Here is a 23,430-nt window from a genome sequence, read left to right on the forward strand (position 1 = left end):
ATCCAGATCAATCGATATTGGAAGAGTATGTTAAGAGAGAGTAATCAGGAGAGAAAATAATCAGTTAGGCAGGAACATAGAGTTAACAATCTATAAGTTTTTCTTACCTATTTAGTATTAGAGCAAATTAAATAAATGAGAGGTTGGTCAACATTGGGGAAACGCTGAGCGCCAAGCGCTCAGCGATGGAATCTTACTTTTCAATTCCGAAATGCAAATAAGCGCGATCAGTGGCAATTCTACCACGAGGCGTGCGCTGTAAATAGCCTTGTTGGATAAGATATGGTTCAAGGACGTCTTCTATAGTGTCTTTCTCTTCACCAATCGCCGCTGCCATGTTGTCTAACCCTACCGGGCCGCCACCAAACTTCTCCATGATCGCAAGAAGCAGTTTGCGGTCCATGTAATCAAAACCTTTAGCGTCGACATCAAGCATATTCAGCGCTTTGTCTGCCACTTCTGCGCAGATGTGTCCATTACCCTTTACTTCGGCATAGTCACGAACACGGCGTAGCAGTCGGTTAGCAATACGCGGCGTACCACGGGCACGGCGAGCAACTTCTAATGCGCCTTCCGCTTCCATCGACAAGCCCAAGCAATCTGCACTGCGCTGAACGATGTCTTGTAGGTCTTTCACTTTGTAGTATTCAAGACGCTGCGTAATACCGAAACGATCACGAAGTGGCGAAGTCAAAGAACCTGCACGCGTTGTTGCACCGATCAGAGTAAAAGGAGGCAGGTCAATCTTGATAGAGCGAGCTGCTGGACCTTCACCAATCATGATGTCCAATTGGTAGTCTTCCATCGCTGGATACAACACCTCTTCTACCATTGGGCTTAAGCGGTGAATCTCGTCAATGAACAGCACATCGTTTTCTTCTAAGTTAGTCAGCAGCGCTGCCAAGTCCCCTGCTTTCTCAAGCACTGGGCCTGAAGTGGTGCGAATGTTCACTTCCATCTCATTGGCAACGATGTTCGCAAGTGTGGTTTTACCCAAACCTGGAGGACCAAATATCAAAAGGTGGTCGAGCGCTTCATTTCGCAATTGAGCGGCTTTGATGAAAATCTCCATCTGATCACGCACGTGATCCTGACCTTGGTAATCCGCCAGTTTCTTAGGACGAATCGCACGGTCGATAACATCTTCATCACGAAACGAAGGATTCTCTGGCGCGATTAAACGATCGGCTTCAATCATATTGTTCCCTTGGGCTTTCCGTTACACCATTGATTTTAGTGCTTCACGGATCAGTTGCTCACTGGTCATATCCGGTTTAGCGATCTGAGAAACCACTTTCGACGCTTGAGTCGGCTTGTAACCTAGAGCTAGAAGCGCACTGATTGCTTCTTCTTCAGCGTTGCTGGATGTCGAACCAGAATCCGCAGGAGCAGCATCGGTAAACGGCGTAAATAGATCGCCAGCGCCCCACCCTTTCAGACGGTCTTTCATTTCTACAACTAGGCGTTCAGCTGTCTTCTTACCAACACCAGGCAGCTTCACCAGCGTTGAAATGTCTTCACGCTCAACGCAAGAAACGAATTGGCTCGCTGTCATGCCAGAAAGGATACCTAGGCCTAGCTTAGGACCAACGCCGTTCGCTTTGATCACTTCACGGAAAAGTGCACGCTCTTTTACTGTGTTGAAACCGTAAAGCAATTGCGCGTCTTCACGCACAACAAAGTGAGTATAAATAATGGCTTCTTCGCCGACATTTGGCAGTTCGTAGAAACAGCTCATTGGCATCTGAACTTCATAACCAATGCCATTAACTTCAATTAAAACTTCAGGTGGTTGCTTTTCAAGCAGAGTGCCGCGAAGACGTCCAATCACTATAAATACTCTTTGGAAATGAATTTGCGACAGGATAATAAAGAACTGGATAGACATCCAGTCCTTTATTCGGTGGGGTTAGATTTTTGAGACAACTTGATCAAGCTGTTGAGTCAGATTGCGCACCGCGACCACTTGCCCGTTCAGTTCGTTGCCGTATTGCGCGACAGTTTCGGCAATGGTTTTGGTGTTCACTACGCCGTTAGCAACTTCACTGCTGGCTTCATCTAACTCTTTTAATGCCGTCATTTGCGTAGCCATGATGCCAGACAGACTCTGCACATCATGAGAGATGGTGGTGACTTGCTGGATAATGGTGTTCATTCGCTCTGTACTCGACGTCACGACGCTTTGACCATGCTTCACTTCTTGCTCACTGCGATCAAGCAAGTTCCGAATTTCCACCGCCGATTGACTGCTCTTAGCCGAAAGCTCCCGCACTTGATCCGCAACGACCGCAAAGCCTCTGCCCTGCTCACCCGCTCTCGCCGCTTCAATAGCGGCATTCAGCGCCAGCAAGTTGGTTTGTTCCGCAACCGACGTAATCAAGTCCGCCACTTTCATGATGTCTTCATGGCTGGTAATGATCTGGCTGATCGCTTGGGTTGAGTCCTCCAATAATTCCGAGCTTTTCTCAGCTTGTTGATGAACGTCGTCACTCTTCTCACGCAGCTCTTCGACAAACTTGCTAGATTCTTCAATCCCCGTCGCCATGTGATGCACTTGCTGACTCATTTGCTCTGCCGCGCTGGCTTGGGATTCACTGTTTACATTAAGGGCATTCACCTGAGCATCCAATTGCGATGATTGTTCATCCAGTACTTGAGAAACTTGTTTCAACTCACTTGAATTTTGATTAGCTTGCTCAAGCACCTCCGCCAAATGCAACTCCCCTTCTGTTGCCTTTTGTGCCACCAACTCACTTTCTGCTTTGGCTTTCTCTGCACTTTCAATCGCGATGTCTCGCTGCTTCGCGGTAAAGGCTTGCGCGATACAAATCACCACCAGCGGTAACACGGTACCTGACCAGATCTCCACACGTTGCGCAGATTCTGACAACACGAGTTGGGGAAAACCAACACCAGACACATGCTGATACGTCATTGCCGTAGAAAGCACTATTACTAAAGCGCTCCAAGAGATCGCCATGATACGAGTACCAGATAAAAAGAAAGCGACAACTAACAAAGGCACCCAGTAAGTTTGGGTAGAATCGACCACGCCACCACTTTGATAGATGATGTTGAGCGCATGCACTGACATGCCAACAAAACCAAGATTGAGCGACAATGCTGGTTGCTTGAACCACCTCAGGCTGAAGGCGGATATCAGTTCGAGTGCGATTAAGAGTACTGAGGTGAAAATTAAGCTTTCATGCCCATGTTTGAACCATTTTATCAGGCTGTAGATCCCGACAAGAAAAGCGATGAAGGTAAATAGAGAGAGGATGTCTGCTTGACGTTGTTGTGTTCTTGTCCATTGAGTTTGGCGCGGCATAAATGCACTGCGCCACAGTGTGGCTGGATTCATGTTCAATCTTCCTTGATTGATTTCTTATAAGACCTCTGACCACTATAGTTTTGTAACATTTTATCAACAAATCTAATCCTTAAATCTGTCTGAGATGTCTCATTTTTAATACGAGAACACGCCTAACGGTAACGACCTTTTCTTGCACTGGTTGCTTTGCCTGCGAGCGCCACCAGCGTCTTATTGGTGTTAGCGTGACAAATAGCAACACCCAACGCATCGGCAGCATCGGCTTGAGGCTTAGCTGGCAATTTAAGCATGTGTTGAACCATATGTTGAACCTGAACTTTGTCTGCACCACCTGTGCCCGTTACCGCTTGTTTAATAAGACGAGCCGCGTACTCATGCACCGGAAGATCCGCATTCACAGCCGCCACAATTGCGCTACCACGCGCCTGCCCTAGCTTTAGTGCAGAATCGGCATTCTTCGCCATAAACACTTGTTCGATGGCAAATACATCCGGTTGAAACTGGGTGATGATTTCCGTCACGCCTGCGTAGATTTGCTTGAGACGACCTGGCAGCTCTTTTTCTGAAGTGCGAATACATCCGCTGCCTAGATATTGCAAATGACGACCTTGCTGGCGAATCACGCCATAACCGGTAATACGAGAGCCTGGGTCAATGCCCAAAATAATTGACATGAAGAGTCCTAATCAATAACTCACTAAATTTATTAGAATATATGTCATTAAAACAAAAACTCCCGCAGTTGCGGGAGTTTTTTCTTTAATTGTTGTGCGCTTATTCTGCGTCTTTTTCTTTCGCAACTGTCACTGCAATCGCTAGCTCTTCTAGAGCCGCTGGGTTTGCAAGGCTTGGAGCGTCTGTTAGTAGACACGCCGCCGCAGTTGTTTTAGGGAACGCGATAACGTCACGGATGTTCTCTGTACCACATAGCAGCATCACTAGACGGTCTAGACCGAATGCAAGGCCAGCGTGTGGAGGCGTACCGAATTTTAGAGCGTCCAGTAGGAAGCCGAATTTCAGTTGTTGCTCTTCTGCATTGATACCTAGGATATCGAATACCGCTGCTTGCATTTCTGCGTTATGGATACGTACAGAACCACCGCCAACTTCGTAGCCGTTTAGAACCATATCGTATGCGTTTGAGTTCGCTACTGCTGGGTTCGCTTTTAGCTCTTCCGCAGTCACACCTAGAGGTGATGTGAATGGGTGGTGCATTGCGTGTAGGTTGCCTTCGTCGTCTTCTTCGAACATTGGGAAGTCAACAACCCATAGTGGAGCCCAAGTGCCTTCTTTCGTTAGCTCTAGGTCTTTACCAAGTTTAAGACGAAGTGCACCTAGTGCTTCAGCAACGATGCTTGCTTTGTCTGCGCCAAATAGGATGATGTCGCCAGATTCCGCTTGAGTGCGATCTAGGATACCGTTGATCACGTCTTCGCTTAGGAATTTAGCTACAGGAGACTGGATACCTTCCATGCCTGCTGCACGGTCGTTAACCTTCATCCATGCTAGACCTTTCGCACCGTAGATACCTACGAATTCTGCGTAGCCGTCGATTTGCTTACGAGTAAGCTCAGCACCACCTGGAACACGGATAACTGCAACGCGACCTTTCTCGTCGTTTGCTGGACCAGAGAATACTTTGAACTCAACGTCTTTTACTAGGTCAGCAACGTCTACTAGTTCTAGTGGGTTACGTAGGTCTGGCTTATCAGAACCGAAACGACGAATCGCTTCGCTGAACGGCATTACTGGGAATTCACCTAGGTCAACGTTCAGTAGCTCTTGCCACATTTCACGAACCATTTTCTCAGTCGTTGCACGAACTTGGTCAGCCGTCATGAATGACGTTTCGATATCGATCTGAGTGAATTCTGGTTGACGGTCAGCACGCAAGTCTTCATCACGGAAACACTTAACGATTTGGTAGTAACGATCAAAACCAGACATCATTAGAAGCTGTTTGAATAGCTGTGGAGACTGAGGAAGCGCGTAGAAGCTGCCTTTGTGAACACGGCTAGGTACTAGGTAGTCACGAGCGCCTTCTGGTGTCGCTTTTGTTAGTACTGGTGTTTCGATGTCTAGGAAGCCGTTGTCATCTAGGAAACGACGAACAAAGCTAGACGCTTTAGCACGTAGCTTGATGCGGTCGCTCATTTCTGGACGACGTAGGTCTAGGTAACGGTACTTCAGACGTTGCTCTTCAGAGTTCTTTTGGTTGAAGTCTAGAGGCAGAACGTCGCTGCGGTTGATGATTTCAAGACCTGTTGCAAGGATCTCAACTTCACCTGTTGCCATGTCTTTGTTTACTTGGCTTTCTGGACGAACACGAACTTCACCAGTTAGCTTGATACAGAATTCATTACGAAGTGTGTTAGCCACTTCATACGCATCTGCCATATCTGGATCAACAACTACCTGAACGATACCTTCGCGATCTCGCATATCGATAAAAATAAGACCGCCTAAATCACGACGACGGTTAACCCAGCCGCAAAGTTCTACAGTTTGTCCTGCAAGGGACTTGTTCAGGTGACCACAGTAATGGGTACGCATAATGAAATTCCCAATCTCTCAAATATTGTTAACTACGCTCTGTCAGCCTCATTGCCGAGCAGAGTAAAGATCCATTTATACGCTGAAAGCCTATGAAAATCGACTACTCAACATACAATTAAGTGTGTTTTATCATTCATTGGTGGTTTTTAGTACAACAAATGTTCAAAAGTGCACCAAAGCGAAAAAATTGGTGGGGATTATAGCGTGAAATTACCCATTTCAGCAAAACTCTCGTAAAGTGGACTCAGGAAAAAACGTAAAGCAGAGATATGGATAATTTACCCCTTCGACTTGGATTGACCATGTGGTCGCACAACCAGTGGCAGCAAAGCTTTTATGGCAGTGGCACCAAACCCGCAGAGCGACTCGAAAAGTACGCGCAGGTGTTCCATACCGTAGAAGGCAACACCACCTTTTATGCCACACCGACGCTCAACACGGTGCAAAACTGGAAAGCCGCGACTCACGACGATTTCAAATTCACCTTTAAGTTGCCAAAAGCCATTACTCACGAGCAGATGCTCAGAGGTTGCGACGAGCAGTTACGTGACTTTATGACCATCATGGAACCGCTTCATGAACGTGTTGGACAATGGACGATTCAGCTCCCTGCGGCATTTGGTCCAGAACACCTCGATAGATTAAAGAAGTTCTGTGCCAGCTTTCCGCCGAATTTCCCGCTTGGGGTGGAAGTTCGTCACATGGCGTTTTTCTCCAAAGGTGAAGAAGAACGTGCGTTGAATCAGTGGCTGTTAGAGAGCGGCATCGACCGCATTATTATGGACAGCCGCCCTGTATTCGCCGCGCAGCCGATAACAGAAGCAGTGATCGATGCCCACCAGAAAAAGCCTCGTGTTCCGGTGCATGCAATTGCAACCGCCAAGCATCCAATGATTCGTTTTATTGGCCATCCAGATATGGACGATAACCTGCGCTTTTTCGAACCTTGGTTGAAGAAACTGCCGATGTGGATTGAACAAGGCATTCAACCGTACTTGATGATTCACACACCAGATAACGTCTTAGCACCAGAACTGGCTGAAAAGCTGTATAAGCAGCTACAACTTAGGCTCTCACTGCCGAACTTGTCTGTATTTCCTGCCAACGATGGCAACTCGCAAATACAAATGTTTTAGACAAGCTTATAATTAAGCAAATGACAGAGGCGCGAATTTCCCATAAAATACGCGCCTTTTTTGATGCCTGACATTTCAGGCGGCTTGTATGCAGAGATTTGGTTATGAACCCTAAGAGCAATCCAGATACTATTTTTTCGGCTCCAATCGATAAAATTGGGGATTTCACGTTCGATGAACGCGTAGCGGAAGTTTTCCCTGACATGATTCAACGATCGGTTCCGGGTTACAGCAACATCATTTCTGCAATTGGTATGTTGGCAGAGCGCTTTGTTAAGCCTCACTCAAACATCTACGACCTGGGTTGTTCTTTGGGTGCTGCTACGCTGTCTATGCGTCGTCATATCAAACAAGAAGGTTGCCAAATCATTGCAGTGGACAACTCTCCTGCGATGGTTGAACGCTGTAAGCTTCACGTCAACGCGTACCGCAGTGATACACCAGTTGATGTAGTCGAAGCGGACATTCGTAATATCGAAATCGAAAACGCATCTGTGGTGGTATTGAACTTCACTCTGCAGTTCCTTTCTCCAGAAGACCGCTATGCTCTACTAGAGAAAATCTATACAGGTCTGCGCCCAGGCGGCATTTTGATTCTGTCTGAAAAGTTCGTGTTTGAAGATGAAGTGTCTAACGAGTTGTTGATTGACCTTCACCACGACTTTAAACGTGCAAATGGCTACAGCGAACTTGAGATCAGCCAAAAACGCAGCGCGATTGAAAACGTGATGCGCCCTGATTCTAAGAAAGATCATAAAGAGCGTTTCGCAGAAATTGGATTCTCAAGCTACGACGTTTGGTTCCAGTGCTTTAACTTCGGTTCGATGTTTGCGATTAAATAAGCTTCGCGACACAGTTCGCTCTCATTAGGACGTCATCCTCAAGAGCGAGGAACGAGCGAGTTGGGGATCTCTTATCAAAAACGATAAAAACCGAGATTCCCTATTACGTTCGCCCCTCACTGTAGGGAATGACACATTTAACTTTTACCCGGGTCTGCTGACTCCATAAACTCAGTGAAAAACTATGTTTAATTTTGCTAATTTTTATCAGTTAATCGCTCAAGACACTCGTCTTCAGCCGTGGCTAAATGTATTACCTCAACAGTTAACAGATTGGCAAAACGCTGAGCACGGTGACTTTGGTCGCTGGCTGAAAGCACTGAACAAGATCCCACAAGGCGCACCAAACCAAGTGGACATCAAAAACTCAGTAACCATCAGCAACGATACGCCTTTCCATGAAGGTGAACTGAAAAAGCTAGAAAGCCTACTGCGTACATTCCACCCATGGCGCAAAGGTCCATACACAGTGCACGGTATTCATATCGATACTGAATGGCGCAGTGACTGGAAATGGGATCGCGTTCTTCCGCACATCTCGCCACTAAAAAACCGCAGCGTGCTCGATGTTGGTTGTGGCAACGGCTACCACATGTGGCGCATGCTGGGTGAAGGTGCACGCCTAACGGTTGGTATCGACCCTTCTCACCTGTTCCTAATTCAGTTCGAAGCGATTCGTAAGTTAATGGGCGATGACCAACGTGCTCACCTTCTTCCATTGGGCATTGAACAACTACCAAAGTTAGAAGCGTTCGACACTGTATTTAGTATGGGCGTCCTTTACCATCGTCGTTCTCCACTGGATCACTTGGTGCAGCTAAAAGACCAATTGGTATCAGGCGGTGAGCTTGTTCTGGAAACACTCGTCATCGAAGGCGATGAGAACGCGGTATTGGTTCCGACGTCTCGCTACGCGCAAATGCGTAACGTGTACTTCTTCCCGTCAGCGAAAGCACTGAAAGTGTGGTTAGAGTTGGTTGGCTTTAAAGATGTTCGTATCGTAGATGAAAACGTGACTTCTGTTGGAGAGCAACGCACCACAGACTGGATGACACATAACTCTCTACCAGATTACCTCGATCCAAACGACCCAAGCAAAACGGTTGAAGGCTATCCTGCGCCACGTCGTGCGATACTTGTGGCGACTAAGCCATAATTAACTGAGATTTCTGACATTGTCTTAACTCACTCCCGCCTTTAAGACATTAACCTCTCTTCGAATCTAATTAAGGATGCATTTTGCGTCCTTAATTTTTTGGCGTTTCGTCACTATTCCTCATTCTGTAAGAGACTGTCGCAGATTCTTGCTTGTGAGGGCTTGTCGATAACGCTAAACTCCTAAAAAACAAACAACTTAATCCAATCCCAAGGTTTTCAATGTTTATACGATTGACTCCGGTTGTTGCCATCGCCTTACTATCTGGTTGTACTTTAACCAAAGGCGAACAGTACCACCAAGAAACGTTAGCTGCTATTCAGGCTTCAGAAACGAATTTCAATACTCGCGTTACCAACTTAGAGCTTCAACTTAGTAACCAGTCGGATTACATCGAGAGTCTGGAAGGCCAAGTGGATAAGTTAAACGGCGAACTCAATACTTTCCGCAAAGAAGCAATGGATGAAGTGAGAAAGCCAAAAGAACCTATCATCGTTCAAGCTCCTGCTCCCGTTCAAGCAACTCCTACTCATGACATTGTCCTTGGCTCAATTGAGCGTGTGACGATCGATTCCATTAAGCAAACTTTCGACGCTCGCGTAGATACCGGCGCTGCAACTTCTTCACTGAACGCCGTCGATATTGAAGAATTCGAAAGAAATGGCAAAAACTGGGTGCGTTTCCACCTTGCTGACAATACCAAGTCAGATGAAGAGAAAGACATTTGGATTGAAGCGCCAATCATTCGCTATGTGAAAATCCGCCAAGCAACCAATGAAGAATTAGAGCGTCGCGCTGTAGTCGAACTTTGGGTGCGCGTTGGAAAAATTCATGAAAAAGCGCAATTTACGTTGGCAGATCGCTCTCAAATGAACCATCCTGTTTTACTAGGAAGAGAATTTATGCGCGACATCGCACTCGTCGATGTGAGCCGTAAATATATTCAAACGGAAGAAGAGAAAAAATAATAAGGTAGATTATGACGTCAAGAATACCGTTTTACCTGTCAATCATCCTTTTGGTGGTTGCAGGCATCGCTTTGAGTGTTTTCAGACATCAGAATTACGGCGTTCCATGGACTCCAGGTGAAACGCGTCAGGTTTGGGATGTTGAAGCCCGTATTGAATTCAATGCGAATGGCGGTGAAGTAAAAGCTTCTTTAGCCGCTCCTCACACGCAAAAAGGCTACACCTTGATCGGTGAGTCTGCGTCCTCTCCAGGTTACGGTGTTTCTTACGTAAACTCTGATTCAGGTCGTCGTGCTGAATGGTCTATCCGCCAAGCAACTGGCGCACAAACCATTTACTACAAAGCCCAATTCTTGGTTGATCCACAAGCAAAAGTGGATGAACAACCACCAACAGGCGAAATAACCAAGCCTACCCTATCAGCACCACAACAAGCGGCAGCAAATGCACTGATTGAACGCGCAATGAGCCGTTCGGCAGACAACGAGACGTTTGCCCGTGAGCTGATCAAAACGCTTAACGATCCAGATAGCCAAAACGCAGCGCTTATCTTGAACGACTTTGACCGTACTGATGCATTGCAAAAGATCCTGCTTACTGCAGGTGTGCAAAGCAAAACAGTTGGGGTTATCGAATTAGAAGATGGCCGCCGTCGTCAAACGATTCAACCAATGGTTCAAGTTTGGTCTGGTGATAAATGGGTTCTCTTCTCTCCTAATTCAGAGCAAGCAGCTGCACAGCCTAACCTTCTGGTTTGGGATGAATCCAACGTCTCTCTACTTGACCTAGTGGGCGGTAAGAACAGCCAAGTCCACTTCTCGATGATTAAGCAAGAGCTGACACCACAAGAAGCAACGGACAATAAGGTTGAAGCAGACGGTCTATTAAACCTTTCGATTCATAGCCTGCCTCTTGAAGAGCAAGCCATGTTCAAGACCATCATGCTGATCCCTATTGGTGCTCTAATTGTGGTGTTCTTGCGCGTGATTATCGGTCTTAAAACGTCTGGTACCTTCATGCCAGTTCTGATTGCGGTTGCCTTTGTTCAAACCCAGCTTGTTACGGGTATTGTGGGCTTCCTATTGATTGTCGGTACAGGTCTGATAATTCGAAGTTACCTCTCGAGGCTTAACTTACTTCTGGTCGCGAGGATATCCGCGGTTATCATCACCGTAATCATGATCATCTCTGTGTTCACCGTTGTGGCATTCAAGATTGGTCTGACTGAAGGTCTAACGATTACCTTCTTCCCAATGATCATCTTGTCATGGACTATCGAACGTATGTCGATTCTATGGGAAGAAGAAGGCGCGAAAGAAGTTGCGCTTCAAGGTGGTGGTTCACTACTGACAGCGGTACTGGTTTACTTAGCAATGACTAACACCTACATCCAGCACCTAACGTTTAACTTTATCGGCCTACAGCTCATTGTACTGGCAGGTATTCTACTACTAGGTACATACACGGGTTACCGTCTAACTGAGCTACGTCGCTTTAAACCACTAGCGGAGGACTAAACGATGTTTGAACGTTTTACTTCGCCAGCAAAACTTCGCCATAAAGGCATTATGGGCATGAACAAGCGTAACCATAGCTACATTGGTCGCTACAATGATCGCTCTAAATACCCTTTAGTGGATGACAAGCTAAAAACCAAAATCATTGCTGAAGCAGCAGGCGCAACTGTGCCTGCTCTTATCGGCGTGATTGCTAGCCAAGCTGAAGTTAAAAAGATTCACAAAATGGTCGAAAAGTGGCCAGGCTTTGTGATTAAGCCTGCGCAAGGAAGTGGCGGTAAAGGTATCTTGGTTATCACTTCGCACAAAGATGGTGTCTACACTAAGCCATCTGGTGCAACTTGTAATAAAGAAGAAGTTGAGCGTCACATCAGTAACGCCTTAGCGGGTCTCTTCTCTCTTGGTGGTAAGAACGATGTGGCCGTGGTTGAAAACTTGATTAAGTTTGATGACTGTTTCGACGGCTTCAGTTACGAAGGTGTGCCAGACGTACGTATCATTGTATTCAAGGGCTACCCAGTGATGGCGATGATGCGTTGTTCTACTGCGGCATCCGACGGCAAAGCTAACCTTCACCAAGGTGCGGTTGGCGTTGGCATCGACATTGCTACCGGTAAAGCGATTCGTGCGGTGCAATTCGACCAACCCGTCACTCATCACCCAGATACAGGCAAAGACTTGTCTACGCTGCAAGTGCCTCATTGGGAGCGTTTGTTAGAGCTAGCTTCTAGTGCTTGGGAAATGACAGGCTTGGGCTACATGGGTACTGATATGGTATTGGACAAAGAAGAAGGTCCAATGGTTCTGGAGCTAAACGCTCGCCCTGGTCTAGCAATCCAAATTGCAAACGGCGCAGGTCTCCTACCTCGCTTGAAACACATTGAGAACCTTGGCACTCCTGCTGAATATCCAAAACCGAAAGAGCGCGTAGCCTACGCCGCTGAACAGTTTGGTTCTAAATCTCAGTTCTAATCTCCTAGCTAGCAGCCATTCTCGTGGTTGCTAGCTTTCTTTTCATATTTGAGCGCTATCGCTCTCTTCTTAAGTAATTCATCGTTTTTATCACTGCAATCGATGATCCAGCTAACAAAATACACATCGATCGTTTCTTTTTTCTGCTGATTTTTGATTTTATATTTTCTCCCCCTTACTCAACTCAAGAGGTTGGGCGATGCTAACAAAAGAAACTAATAACAATGATACTCCGCTTGTTGAACAAGAGAACTTTGACCAGCACTTACAACGTTTGTCGGAAATCTCTGTCCAAGCACTTGATGAGCTTGCTGAAATGATCGAAAAAGGAAACGACCTTTCAGAAGAATAGGACTTACCTTTTCACATTTAAGCGCCTGCTAAAAAAGCCGAGACTGTTGCCCTACAGCTCGGCTTATTTCATTTTTGAAGGGGGTTGTTTATATCAAAGCGGTAGCTGGCTCTTCAATGCTCTCATCTAGACGATAATTTGCTTTGATGGTATCCGCCACTTTCTCTGCAATCATGATGGTTGGCGCATTGGTATTCCCGCCCACCAGCGTCGGCATGATAGAGGCATCGACAACTCTCAGAGCCTCCAAACCATACACCTTAAGCTCGTTATCAACCACCGCCAGAGGGTCGCTCTTAGTCCCCATTTTACAAGTGCCGATTGGATGATATTGCGTGTCAGCGCGATTACGAATGTCCTGTTCTATCGCTTTATCATCGGAAGCATCGACCGGATAGAAATTCTCGCCGCGAATATCCGCGAACGCCTCACTCTCTAGCATCTGGTGCTGCTTCTTCCAGCCTTTGATCATGATTTCCATGTCTTCTGGGTGACTAAAAAATGCAGGGTCGATACGCGGTTCATCGTAAGGGTTGGTGCTATTGAGTTTAACGGTGCCAATGCTCTTTGGTCTTAATAAAGTGACGTGAGAGCTAAAACCATGGCTCATGTGCATTTTGCGCGCATGGTCATCGACAACCGCAACAACGAATACGAATTCCAAATCCGGCACTTTAACCCCGTCATCGGAGCAAAGAAACCCAATGCCCTCGGCAAAGTTACTGCTCATTTTTCCAGTGCGTGCTTTCACCCACTGTGGCAAAGCTTTGGTCATCTCTGTTGCCATTTGCAACGAAACACCGAAAGTATCGCGCTTCGCTGTACATCGATAGGTGTGCACTAGGTCAATGTGGTCTTGTAAGTTTTCGCCAACGCCCGGCAGTTCATGAACTTGCTCTATCCCGTGCGCTTGTAAATCTTGTTTGGCCCCAACACCAGATAGCATCAGGATTTGTGGCGAGCCGAATGCTCCTGCAGAGAGAATCACCTCTTTATTGCACTTGATCTGAAAGCTATGCCCTTTCAAGCCATATTCCACGCCAACCGCTCGTTTGTCTTCAAACAACACTTTGTGCGTAGTTGCCTTGGTAATAACGGTCAGATTCGGCCGGTGTAAATTAGGAGTCAGATAAGCTTTGGCGGCACTGCATCGCTCGCCATTGATTTGCGTGACTTGCGTTTGCATGGCGCCCAGCTGATCTGCGCCATTTATATCTGGATTACGAGGTACGCCGATCGATTCACATGCATCTAAGAAGCGCTTTACAACGCCACTCGGTGAACGTAGGTTAGCGACATTAAGTGGCCCACCTTGCCCATGAAATTCATCATGATGGACTTCGTTATTTTCGGCTTTCTTGAAGTAAGGCAGGCAATCTTGATAGCCCCACCCTTCATTGCCAAGGCTTGCCCAAAGATCGTAGTCGTATCGGTGTCCTCTGGCATACATCATCGCATTGATTGAACTCGAGCCACCTAACGTCTTGCCCCTTGGTTGGTAACCCTTACGACCATTTAAGCCCGCTTGAGGAACCGTTTCAAAACCCCAGTTGTTTATCTTGGTCGGCATCATCGCTACCACACCAACCGGCGTATGAATAAAGGGACTTGAATCCGGCCCGCCCGCTTCCAACAAGCATACGGTGACATTGGGATCCTCAGTGAGTCGAGACGCTAAAACACATCCGGCTGAACCACCGCCCACAACAATAAAATCATAACGGTCCATCATCTACCTCCGCGACATCTAAAGGGTGAAGCTCTCGCTTTAAAATCTTGCCTGTGGCGGTCATAGGCAGTGCTTTACGAATGAAAACACGGCGTGGGTATTTGTAGTCAGCAAGTTGTTCACGGCACCAAGCGATTAAAGTGTCGGGGCTACAATGCGCATCTTGGTGAAGCACGACATGGGCATGTACTTCTTCACCTAGGCGGTCATCATGCTCACCAACGACAGCAACCATCTCTACATCGGGTTGGCACATCAATACTTCTTCAATCTCACGCGGATACACGTTGTAGCCACCGCGGATAATCATGTCTTTGACACGATCGACGATAAACAAATTACCGTGCTCATCCACACGTCCAATATCACCAGTTAAAAACCAACCATCACGTAACGCATCGCGGGTTGCCTCTGGTCGTCCGTGATAGCCTTTCATTACACTTGGGCTTTTTATACAGACTTCACCTAACTCCCCGATTGGTCGGGCGTGACCTTTTACATCGGCAATCTTAATCACGTAGCCACACAATGGTTGCCCGACACTGCCGGGCAGTCGGTCGCCATCAATATGATTAAACGTGGCCACTGGTGCAGTTTCTGACAATCCATAACCTTCCAGTACTGGCAGCTCAAAGCGGTGCTCAAACTGGCGAATCACTTCTACCGGCAAAGAGGCACCACCAGACACACCTAACCGAAGGCTATGTTTCACCAATTCAGAATGTTCCGGAGATTGTTCGCCCGCTCTGAGTAGTGCGATATACATGGTTGGCACACCAGCAAACACACTGACTTTATGTTGGATAATTTGCTCAATGACGAACTTCGGTTCAAAGCGTGGGATCAACACCATGGTAGAGCCTGTCAGCACGCTGGCATTCATCATGACGGTTTGACCGAAACTGTGGAACAGCGGCAAAGTTGCCATGGTCGTGTCACTGTATTCCAAGCGCATCAGATATTGAGAGGACATGGCATTGGTCAGCATATTCGTGTGAGATAGTTCAGCGCCTTTCGGCTGCCCTGTCGTACCTGAGGTATAAAGAATCACCGCGGTGTCGTCGCCGTGTCTTGTCACCGATTCAAAAGACTCGAGTTCTTCGGCAAGCCAAGCGTCTATGGCATGCTCCCCTTCCTCAGATTGAGCAGAGAGCGAGATAAAATATTCGCACTGCTCGGCCTGAGAAAAACCTTGTCTGCCATAGCTTCCCATTGGCAGTTCTTCGCTTCCTTCAAAACAGAAATACGCTTTAGCATCAGAATCATTGAGGTGATAAGCGATCTCTCGCCCTTTAAACAACACATTCAAAGGCACAACCACGCAACCTGCTTTTAAAATGCCGTAATACACCATGGGGAAATAAGTGATGTTTGGACAAGACAGCGCGACTTTATCTCCGGCTTCAAGTCCCAGTCGCTTCAAGTTGGCTGCGATGTTACCTGCGAATTTGTCGAGTAGTGCGTAACTGATTTCATCATCGCCCATCCTGAGCGCCGCTTTAGAAGGAAAGAGCGCAGCACTGCGCTCCAGATTGACAGCAAGGTTGTGCATCCATGATCTCCTTTGTTTCGGAAGGCAGTCAGCGAATATCGACTACCGAAGATTCTTTCTGTAGAGAGGTAAGAATTGAGAGTTACGAGTGCTTGTTTAAATCTGGGTCGGGTTTGCCCGCAAACACACGTAGCACCAGTTTTTGCACTACGTTTCCGTATGGCGGTGCAAACAACTGAATTGGGAACCAATCGCGCATCTTCAGTACCGTGCGTGCGTGGCTGAGTTCACGGAAACCTTCTTCGCCGTGGTAATTACCAATACCGGAGTTACCTACACCTCCAAAAGGCACCGAATGATTGAGCGCATGCCATCCCCAGTCGTTAATGGTGACCCCACCGCTGTGGGTTTGAGTAAGCAAGGTCTCACGTTGTTCTGAGTTGTTGCTAAACAGATAGCAAGCCAGTGGTCGAGGTCTTTGGACGATGTACTGAATCACTTCGTCGATTGAACGATAGGTATGCACTGGCAAAAGAGGCCCAAAGATCTCTTCTTGGCAGATACGCATTTCGGGTGTCAGGTTGGTAGCGATGTACAACGGTGTTTTTCGCCCTTCGCCATAATCAAGACATTGGGTAATGTTCGCCCCTTTCTCGCGTGCATCATTGAGTAAGTCATGGAAGCGTTTGTGCTGTGCCTCATCCACCAGTGCGGTGTAATCCTGATTGGCTTTGATTTCGCCATACATAGTTTGATGAGCAAGCTTTAACGCCTCGACAAAAGCCCCTTGCTTACCTTCTGGTACAAAGGCGTAATCTGGCGCGATACATATTTGACCAGAGTTAAAGCCCTTACCATGAGCAATGCGTTCTGCTGCTTTCGTAACGTCATAATCATCAAACACCACCACAGGGGATTTTCCCCCTAATTCGAGGGTCACAGGCGTAAGGTTCGCTGCCGCATTTGCCATGATGATCTTTCCACTTGCTGGCGATCCGGTGAACACCAAATGATCAAAAGGTAGATGAGAGATTTCCATCGCCTCTGGATGATTACCTTCGACAATACGCACTAAATTCTCTGGGTAAATTTCTCCGAGCATGCGACGCAGTTGACGGGTGGTTTCTGGGCAATTTGGGGGCATCTTGATCATGCAACGGTTGCCCGCAGCTAGCGCGGTGATCATAGGACCAATAGAAAGATACAACGGGAAGTTCCAAGGACAAATGATGCCTACCACCCCTTTAGGTTGATAACGTACTTCTAGCTTATTGCCTTTGAACAACCATTCGGTAGGTCGGCGGCTTGGTTTCATCCAACCTTTTAGATGTTTGACTACGTGGTTGATATCGAGAATCGGTGCCAACACATCTGCCATGATAGATTCGGTATGGCTTCGACCACCAAAGTCTTGGCTCATGGCCTCTGCTAGTACATATTGATATCGGGAAAGCTGCTTTTTTAAGGCTAATAAACGATGCTTTCTCACCGCGTAACTTGATAAAGGCTCAGCTTGATATGCCGATTTCAATTCATCAAACCACTTTTCGAGTTCACTTACTGTTGGGTCATTCGTCGCTATCATTCCTTGATCGCGTAGCACTTCCTTATCTTGCTTTGCCAGTACATTCATGTTTCTCTCCAACTGTGCAATTTATTCAATTACAACATTTTGATAACATGTCGCACAGGTTACAAAAAGACAATAAACGGTGATATTCGGACAGCTTTGCGACAAGCATGACGGAATAACATCCCAATACCCGCTAGGATTGATCCGAATGTAGAGGGGAAACGCATGGAATACACCGCTGTTTATGAGCCAGATACCCAAGCTTGTGGTGTTTTGGATTTGCAGTTACTCAATCGCTATCTAGAGCCTAGTGTGAGTATTGAGGCTCTACTCTCGGGCAGTGGCATCAATGCGCCTCAGCTTTATGCACCCGACACCCACATTACCCTCGCGCAAAAACTTGCAGTATTTAGCAATGCTTTGGCTCAATCAGACGAGCCCGGACTTGGGCTAAAAGTGGGACAGCAAGCAAGGTTCAGTGACTTTGGAGTGCTAGGTTATGCGGTGTTCAGTAGCAATACCCTACTCGATGCCCTCATGATGGGTTTTAAGTACCTAAGACTTGCAGGCCCTGTACTAAAGAAGAAGATGTGGGTGGAAGATAATTCTGGTTACTTTCGCGCAGAACAACTGATAGACCTACAATCGCTCTTACCGTTTTGTTGTGAATACTGGTTTGCGGCCATTCAGAATCTTTGTGAAGAAGTCATGCAGAAACCCTTCCCTTCAACCGTTATCCGTTTCCCTTATCCAGAACCTGAATATAGCGAGCTGTATGAGCAAGTATTCCACTGCAAAATTGAGTTCAACAGTAATCAATTAGAATGGCAGTTCGATGCCACCAGCTTGTTTGAGCCGTTGCCCGCAGCTAATACCATGACATTGCAGATGTGCTTAAAGTCATGCGATGAAATGCTGGCAAAAGTGAGTGGCAATGCCAGTTTGAAAGAAAAGATCACCCAGATGTTCGTCGAAAGACTAGGCAGCTACCCTTCGATAGAAGCCCTATCTGCTGAGCTAGGTATGTCTTCAAGAACATTGCGACGCCATCTCAAATCGGAAGAAACCAGCTATCAACAAATCCTTGATCATGTTCGCTTCCACTTGGCTCGTCATTACCTTGCATCAACACAAATGAGCGTCGAAGAGATTTCGGAGCGCATTGGTTTCTCAGACAGTGCGAACTTTCGCCATGCTTTCCGTAAATGGAGCGGCAACTCACCAAAACAATATCGTCAAGAGGCCAATCTTACGACTTGAGCTTTGCTTGCGACTTAAGCTTTGATGCAACAGATACAAAAACGCCCGCTTTCATTGCGGGCGTTTTATTAGCTTCGGAGTTTACGACTCAAACTCTTCAATCATCTCTTGTGCTTCAGTCTTAGGCTTATCCGTTTGACCAAAACCACGCAGACCAACTACGTGTACATGCTCGTGGTCTTTAAACACCTTACGCACCAGTTTGTAGGTAGTACCTTTCTCTGGGCTGATGTTTTCTGGTGCCGCGATAAGAAGCTGCATATCCAGACGGTCACACAATTCGAACAACGTCGCGATAGACTTAGCATCCAGACGCGCGGCTTCATCCAAGAAGAGCAGACGACAAGGTACAATGTCTTTGCTGCGTAGACGACGAGACTCTTCTTCCCAGCTTTGAACAACCATCAGAAGGATTGACTGACCGGTACCGATCGCTTCACCTGTTGATAGCGCGCCAGACTCAGCCTGTAGCCAACCATCTGTACCACGGTTCACTTCTACACTTAGCTCTAGGTAGTTACGGTAATCCAGTAGCTCTTCACCCAGAACTTGAGGAGAACGTTGACCCATATCGATATGCGGGTTCACACGTTGGAACAGCTTAGCCATTGCTTCAGAGAAGGTAAAGCGAGTCGATTCAAACAGATCTTTATGCTGCTCTTGTTGTGTCGCTAGACCGTTCAGTAGCACTTCGTGACTTTCGCGGATCTTCACGTTTAGACGTACGCCCTTCACCTGACCAAACGAAATGTTCGACAAACCTTGGTTCAGCATACGAATACGGTTTTGCTCACGCTGAATCGTCTTCTTGATAATGCTCGCTACCGACTCAGAGCTGATCGCTAGGCGGTTTTCACGTTGCGTTAGCTCTTCCGTTAGACGCGCTAGCTCCACTTCCATCTCTTCGATCGCTTCAACTGGATCATCAGTACGGATGATATCCTGACGAATACGTTCACGAAGATGTTGGTAAACCGCGATGTAGAACAGAACTTTACGCTCTGGACGTGCATTGTCTTCTGACAGACGCAGCGCATCACGTAGGTCGTCATTGTTCGCAACCGCTAGACGCAGCGCACCCAATGATTTATCCGACATTGAACGCAGCTCATCCGCTGACATGTAAGCCAGTTCACGCTTGTGTAGACGACGCTCAACATCGTTCTCGCGCGCCAGACGAAGTACTGAACACCAGCCAGCTTTCGCTGCAACCACGAACGTACGTAGCTCAACGTATTCTTTCTGAACTTTCTTCAGACGTTTCGCCAAGCCTTTCATCTCTAGTTCGGTAGAGGTGATCGTGCGCTCGTATTCGCTCTTACGGCTACGAGACGTGTGTAGACGCTCATGCAACTCATCACGACGACGCATTGCACGTTCTTCTGCACCTTCGTCCGCGTTCACGCCAAACTCTTGAAGTTCTTGTTTGAACTCTTGAACCGTTTCCATTTTCGCTTGGTGTGAACTCTTCAGAGAAGCCAATACTTGGTTGTATTGGTTCATTTGACCTTGTGATTGCTTTAGCTCTTCACGAGAGCGTGTACGCATTTGTTCAGCTTGAACCAATTTCGCTTTTAGCTGCTCGCTCAGTTCACTGCTCTTGTTCAGTAGGTCTACTGAATCTGAGTAAGCGAAGTAGTGGCGACGTTCAACGAGATCTGAAAGTGCAAAGATTTGCTTCTTAAGCTCTTGTAGCTGTTCGTCTGCCGCTTTGTATTCTGCTTCTAGCGCATCAAATTGCTCTGGATCGGCATCTAGGGCAACTGCGACTTTTTCCAGTTCCGCCGCCGCTTTCGCGTGGTTATTTAGGAAAGCTTTTGCTTCTGAAAGCTGGGCGATTTTCTCTTCCAACTCATCAAAGCGTGCTTGCAGCGACTCATCTTCAATCAGCGCCATGTTTGGTGCTAGCTTGTCTAGAGAAGACAACGCTTGCTTGCTGGTTTGAAGTTGAGAACGTTGTTGTTGCTCTTTCGCATCCAGATCAGCCAGTACGCGAGCGATTTGGTTACGCTTGTCGCGAATGGTTGCCAGCGCTTGCTCTGGGTCAGCTTCGAATGCTACTTGAATGTGGCTTGCCACAAACTGGTTGAACGCTTGGTACAGACGCTGCATTTTTTGCGAATCGAATGCTGCTTTCGCATGCTTCTCAACCACTTCCTCACGTTCGTTACGCAATAGCTCTAAACGTTGCTCACGCGCTGCACGACCAAACAATGGGATTTCAGGCAAGCGAGAGTATCGCATTTGGCGATCGTTCATACGAACGCAAACCGCGCCTTCTAGCTCTTCCGCGTCGAATGAGCTGTCATCAAAGGCATCAATGTCACCTTCAATGATGTACAAGTCTTCTGGACAGTCGTCTAGCTCTACCAGTTTCTCTTCGATACCAGACAGGTCAGAAACAACGATAGCGTGACGAGCCGGGCCGTACATCGCACTGAAGTAAGGGGCGTCATCAATTGTGATGTCATCGTAGATCTCAGACAGCAATACGCCGCCTAGTGTATCTGCCAAACCTTTCAGGCGAGGGTCGTTTGAACCACCAGGTGAAGCAAGACGCTCAATTTCAGAGTCAAGTTGGCTGCGACGCTCTGCTAGTTTGTCTTTCGCCAGAGAAAGAGTCTTCTCTTGCTCAAGCACCACTTGCATTTGGCTCATGACTGACTGGCTATCTTCTAGCTCAACGCCACTTTGTTCACGCAGTTTTTCTAGCGCATCGTTCGCTGCAATCCACGTTGGAGCAATGGCTTCTAGCTTGTTGATTTCCGCTGCTGCATCTTGCTCTAGACGACGCTGTTCGCTGCGTTGTTCGCGCACGTCTTCCTGCGTCATTTCAAGTGAGTCGATTTGCATCGCATGACGTTCACGCTCTTGTTCAAACGTGATTTCGTCAGTCAGTTCAACATGGAACTGCTTTTGGTATTCGTTGACTAGCTCGCGCGCTTGACGTTGCTGGTTAAGGCTACGCTCAAGGTCACGGTACTGTGCACGCCATTGCTGTTCGTTTTGCGCAACTTGCTGAGATTCACGCGCTTTCGAAATTGCGGTTTTCGCATGTTCAGACGCGTCTTTACGCTCAACTTGACCAACGATACTTTGTACCAGTTTAAGCGCCGTTTCGAACTGCTCTGCTGCTGCAGAAGACATGTCCAGTTTGTGCTTAACCGATAGCAACGCGTTGGTGCTTTCTGATTCTTTGCTCTTAAGCTCAGAGACAAGCGCTTGAGCCGATTCTGCCGTTAGGCTGTCATCGCCAAGTAGTTGCTTCGCTTTTTCCAGCGCTTGAACCGCTTGTTGGTATTGAAGGGCACGAGTTTGTTGAACGTCGAGTGCTTGTTGGTAGTCCGCCAGCTGCGTCTTAAGGCTATCCACCTCTTCTTCCGCAACGGTCGCTTGCTCCTCTACCATCATCACGCGTTCTTGCGCTTCTTCCACTACCATCATCTGTTCTTCAAGACGCTCACTCAGCTCTTCAAGATCTTCTTGGTAGCGTTCGATCTTCTCTTGCTGGCGTAATGCGTTTTGCACCAGTTGCAAGTGGTCAGAAGCCGCTTGGTAATCTTGCTCTAGCGCAGATTCCGACTCGATCAGCAGTTCCAGCTCTTCTTGAACACGGTTAAGCAGGTTGTTTTGCTCGACAAGAGTTTCACGAGAACCGAACAACTCTGAACGTAATGACAGCGTTTTATCCAGCTTGTTACGACGATCGTTCGCGTGACGCATGTAGTCCGCGGCCACGTAGTTAGTCGACTCTGTGATCAAGTGTTTGAACAAGTCACGGTCTGCCTGCGTGGTTTTGATCGCTTCTAGCGTCATGCGGTTTTCACGCAGCGCCGATTCCATATCTTGGAACGCTTTCTTCACGCCGCCATTTTGTGGCAGAAGGTAATCACGTAGCGAGCGTGTAATTGCACTTGAGATACCACCGTAAAGCGATGCTTCGATCAGGCGGTAGAATTTAGAGCGGTCACCAGAGTTACGCAGTTTCTTCGGAATCACACCGAATTCAAACATTTGCGCGTGGTAATCCACGATAGAAGAGAAGGCTTTAAATTGAACGCCTTCAAATTCTGCGATCGATTCTTTTACTTCGTTGATTTGACGTACACGAGCTTGAGTCGCTGATACGCTTTCAATCAAGATATCCGTCGGTTTCACATGGCTTGGAAGACCTTGGATAACAAACGGTTTGATGTCTACTTTCTTATCACGACCAGCAACTTGCTGCAGTTTTACTGCGAACAATAGGCGTTGGTTACGTGAGTTCACCACGTCTAGCGCCGCATAACATGCGCCCGGCTGTAGCTTACCGTACAAACCTTTGTCGCGAGACGATTGGCTGCTGCCTGCTTCTGTGGTGTTACGGAAGTGCAGTAGCGTTTGGTCAGGAATCAATGCGGTGATGAACGCCGCCATTGTGGTTGATTTACCTGCACCGTTACCACCTGATAGCGTGGTGACCAGACCATCGATGTCAAATGTACGGGCAAAGAAGCCGTTCCAGTTGACCATGGTCAGCGATTGGTATTTACCGCGTTCAATCATG

17 protein-coding genes are annotated in these 23,430 nt (G+C 47.3%); 8 read left to right on the plus strand and 9 right to left on the minus strand.

Features of this window, described 5'->3' with window-relative positions; translation table 11 throughout:
• Window positions 1-193: 193 nt before the first annotated feature.
• The 5 genes from ruvB to aspS all read right to left on the minus strand — a co-directional run bounded on the left by ruvB (window position 194) and on the right by aspS (window position 5,884).
• Window positions 194-1,198 (minus strand): Holliday junction branch migration DNA helicase RuvB, encoded by a 1,005-nt coding sequence (gene ruvB / locus VCHENC03_RS07120; RefSeq protein WP_005441695.1) that lies wholly within the window; start codon window positions 1,196-1,198, stop codon window positions 194-196.
• A 21-nt stretch (window positions 1,199-1,219) separates the two neighbouring features.
• Window positions 1,220-1,831: a Holliday junction branch migration protein RuvA gene (gene ruvA, locus VCHENC03_RS07115; RefSeq protein WP_005450335.1), complete on the minus strand. Its 612-nt coding sequence runs from the start codon at window positions 1,829-1,831 to the stop codon at window positions 1,220-1,222.
• A 78-nt stretch (window positions 1,832-1,909) separates the two neighbouring features.
• Window positions 1,910-3,361, minus strand: coding sequence for a methyl-accepting chemotaxis protein (locus tag VCHENC03_RS07110; RefSeq protein WP_009707082.1), 1,452 nt, complete (start codon window positions 3,359-3,361; stop codon window positions 1,910-1,912).
• A gap of 122 nt (window positions 3,362-3,483) precedes the next feature.
• Window positions 3,484-4,005, minus strand: a complete 522-nt coding sequence (ruvC, locus tag VCHENC03_RS07105) for a crossover junction endodeoxyribonuclease RuvC (protein WP_005426231.1) — start codon at window positions 4,003-4,005, stop codon at window positions 3,484-3,486.
• 100 nt (window positions 4,006-4,105) lie between these two features.
• Complete coding sequence (gene aspS, locus VCHENC03_RS07100) at window positions 4,106-5,884, minus strand: aspartate--tRNA ligase (RefSeq protein ID WP_009707083.1); 1,779 nt, start codon at window positions 5,882-5,884, stop codon at window positions 4,106-4,108.
• Between the two features lie 272 nt (window positions 5,885-6,156).
• Between aspS and VCHENC03_RS07095 the strand changes: the two genes are divergently transcribed.
• The 7 genes from VCHENC03_RS07095 (at window position 6,157) to VCHENC03_RS27480 (ending at window position 12,830) form a co-directional block, all read left to right on the plus strand.
• Window positions 6,157-7,023 (plus strand): DUF72 domain-containing protein, encoded by an 867-nt coding sequence (locus tag VCHENC03_RS07095; protein ID WP_032802937.1) that lies wholly within the window; start codon window positions 6,157-6,159, stop codon window positions 7,021-7,023.
• 104 nt (window positions 7,024-7,127) lie between these two features.
• A complete protein-coding gene (gene cmoA / locus VCHENC03_RS07090) occupies window positions 7,128-7,865 on the plus strand; it encodes a carboxy-S-adenosyl-L-methionine synthase CmoA (RefSeq protein ID WP_009707085.1) in 738 nt (245 codons plus the stop codon).
• Between the two features lie 184 nt (window positions 7,866-8,049).
• Complete coding sequence (cmoB, locus tag VCHENC03_RS07085) at window positions 8,050-9,021, plus strand: tRNA 5-methoxyuridine(34)/uridine 5-oxyacetic acid(34) synthase CmoB (RefSeq protein ID WP_009707086.1); 972 nt, start codon at window positions 8,050-8,052, stop codon at window positions 9,019-9,021.
• A 221-nt stretch (window positions 9,022-9,242) separates the two neighbouring features.
• Window positions 9,243-9,989 carry an ATP-dependent zinc protease family protein gene (locus VCHENC03_RS07080; protein ID WP_005441684.1) on the plus strand — a complete coding sequence of 249 codons (747 nt, stop codon included), beginning with the start codon at window positions 9,243-9,245 and terminating at the stop codon, window positions 9,987-9,989.
• 11 nt (window positions 9,990-10,000) lie between these two features.
• Window positions 10,001-11,506 (plus strand): inactive transglutaminase family protein, encoded by a 1,506-nt coding sequence (locus tag VCHENC03_RS07075; protein WP_005441683.1) that lies wholly within the window; start codon window positions 10,001-10,003, stop codon window positions 11,504-11,506.
• A 3-nt stretch (window positions 11,507-11,509) separates the two neighbouring features.
• The gene (locus VCHENC03_RS07070) at window positions 11,510-12,478 is read left to right on the plus strand and encodes an alpha-L-glutamate ligase-like protein (RefSeq protein ID WP_009707087.1); all 969 of its coding nucleotides are present in this window, start codon (window positions 11,510-11,512) and stop codon (window positions 12,476-12,478) included.
• 199 nt (window positions 12,479-12,677) lie between these two features.
• Window positions 12,678-12,830 (plus strand): hypothetical protein, encoded by a 153-nt coding sequence (locus tag VCHENC03_RS27480; RefSeq protein ID WP_009707089.1) that lies wholly within the window; start codon window positions 12,678-12,680, stop codon window positions 12,828-12,830.
• Window positions 12,831-12,918: 88 nt separating this feature from the next.
• Here VCHENC03_RS27480 and VCHENC03_RS07065 read toward each other — a convergent pair whose 3' ends face one another.
• The 3 genes from VCHENC03_RS07065 to VCHENC03_RS07055 form a co-directional block, all read right to left on the minus strand.
• A complete protein-coding gene (locus VCHENC03_RS07065) occupies window positions 12,919-14,559 on the minus strand; it encodes a GMC family oxidoreductase (RefSeq protein WP_009707090.1) in 1,641 nt (546 codons plus the stop codon).
• On the minus strand, window positions 14,546-16,111 hold the full coding sequence (locus tag VCHENC03_RS07060; RefSeq protein WP_009707091.1) for a long-chain-fatty-acid--CoA ligase: 1,566 nt from the start codon (window positions 16,109-16,111) through the stop codon (window positions 14,546-14,548). The genes VCHENC03_RS07065 and VCHENC03_RS07060 overlap by 14 nt, the downstream gene beginning before the upstream one ends.
• 82 nt (window positions 16,112-16,193) lie before the next feature.
• The gene (locus VCHENC03_RS07055; protein WP_009707092.1) at window positions 16,194-17,684 is read right to left on the minus strand and encodes a coniferyl aldehyde dehydrogenase; all 1,491 of its coding nucleotides are present in this window, start codon (window positions 17,682-17,684) and stop codon (window positions 16,194-16,196) included.
• Between the two features lie 165 nt (window positions 17,685-17,849).
• Here VCHENC03_RS07055 and VCHENC03_RS07050 point away from each other — a divergent pair, with 165 nt between their 5' ends.
• On the plus strand, window positions 17,850-18,884 hold the full coding sequence (locus VCHENC03_RS07050) for an AraC family transcriptional regulator (protein WP_009707093.1): 1,035 nt from the start codon (window positions 17,850-17,852) through the stop codon (window positions 18,882-18,884).
• Between the two features lie 81 nt (window positions 18,885-18,965).
• On the opposite strand, the gene mukB is transcribed toward VCHENC03_RS07050, so the two are convergent.
• Window positions 18,966-23,429: a chromosome partition protein MukB gene (gene mukB, locus VCHENC03_RS07045; protein WP_009707094.1), complete on the minus strand. Its 4,464-nt coding sequence runs from the start codon at window positions 23,427-23,429 to the stop codon at window positions 18,966-18,968.
• Between the last annotated feature and the right edge of the window lies 1 nt (window position 23,430).

This window comes from Vibrio sp. HENC-03 (genome assembly GCF_000305755.2).
In the GTDB taxonomy this organism is placed as follows: domain Bacteria; phylum Pseudomonadota; class Gammaproteobacteria; order Enterobacterales; family Vibrionaceae; genus Vibrio; species Vibrio owensii.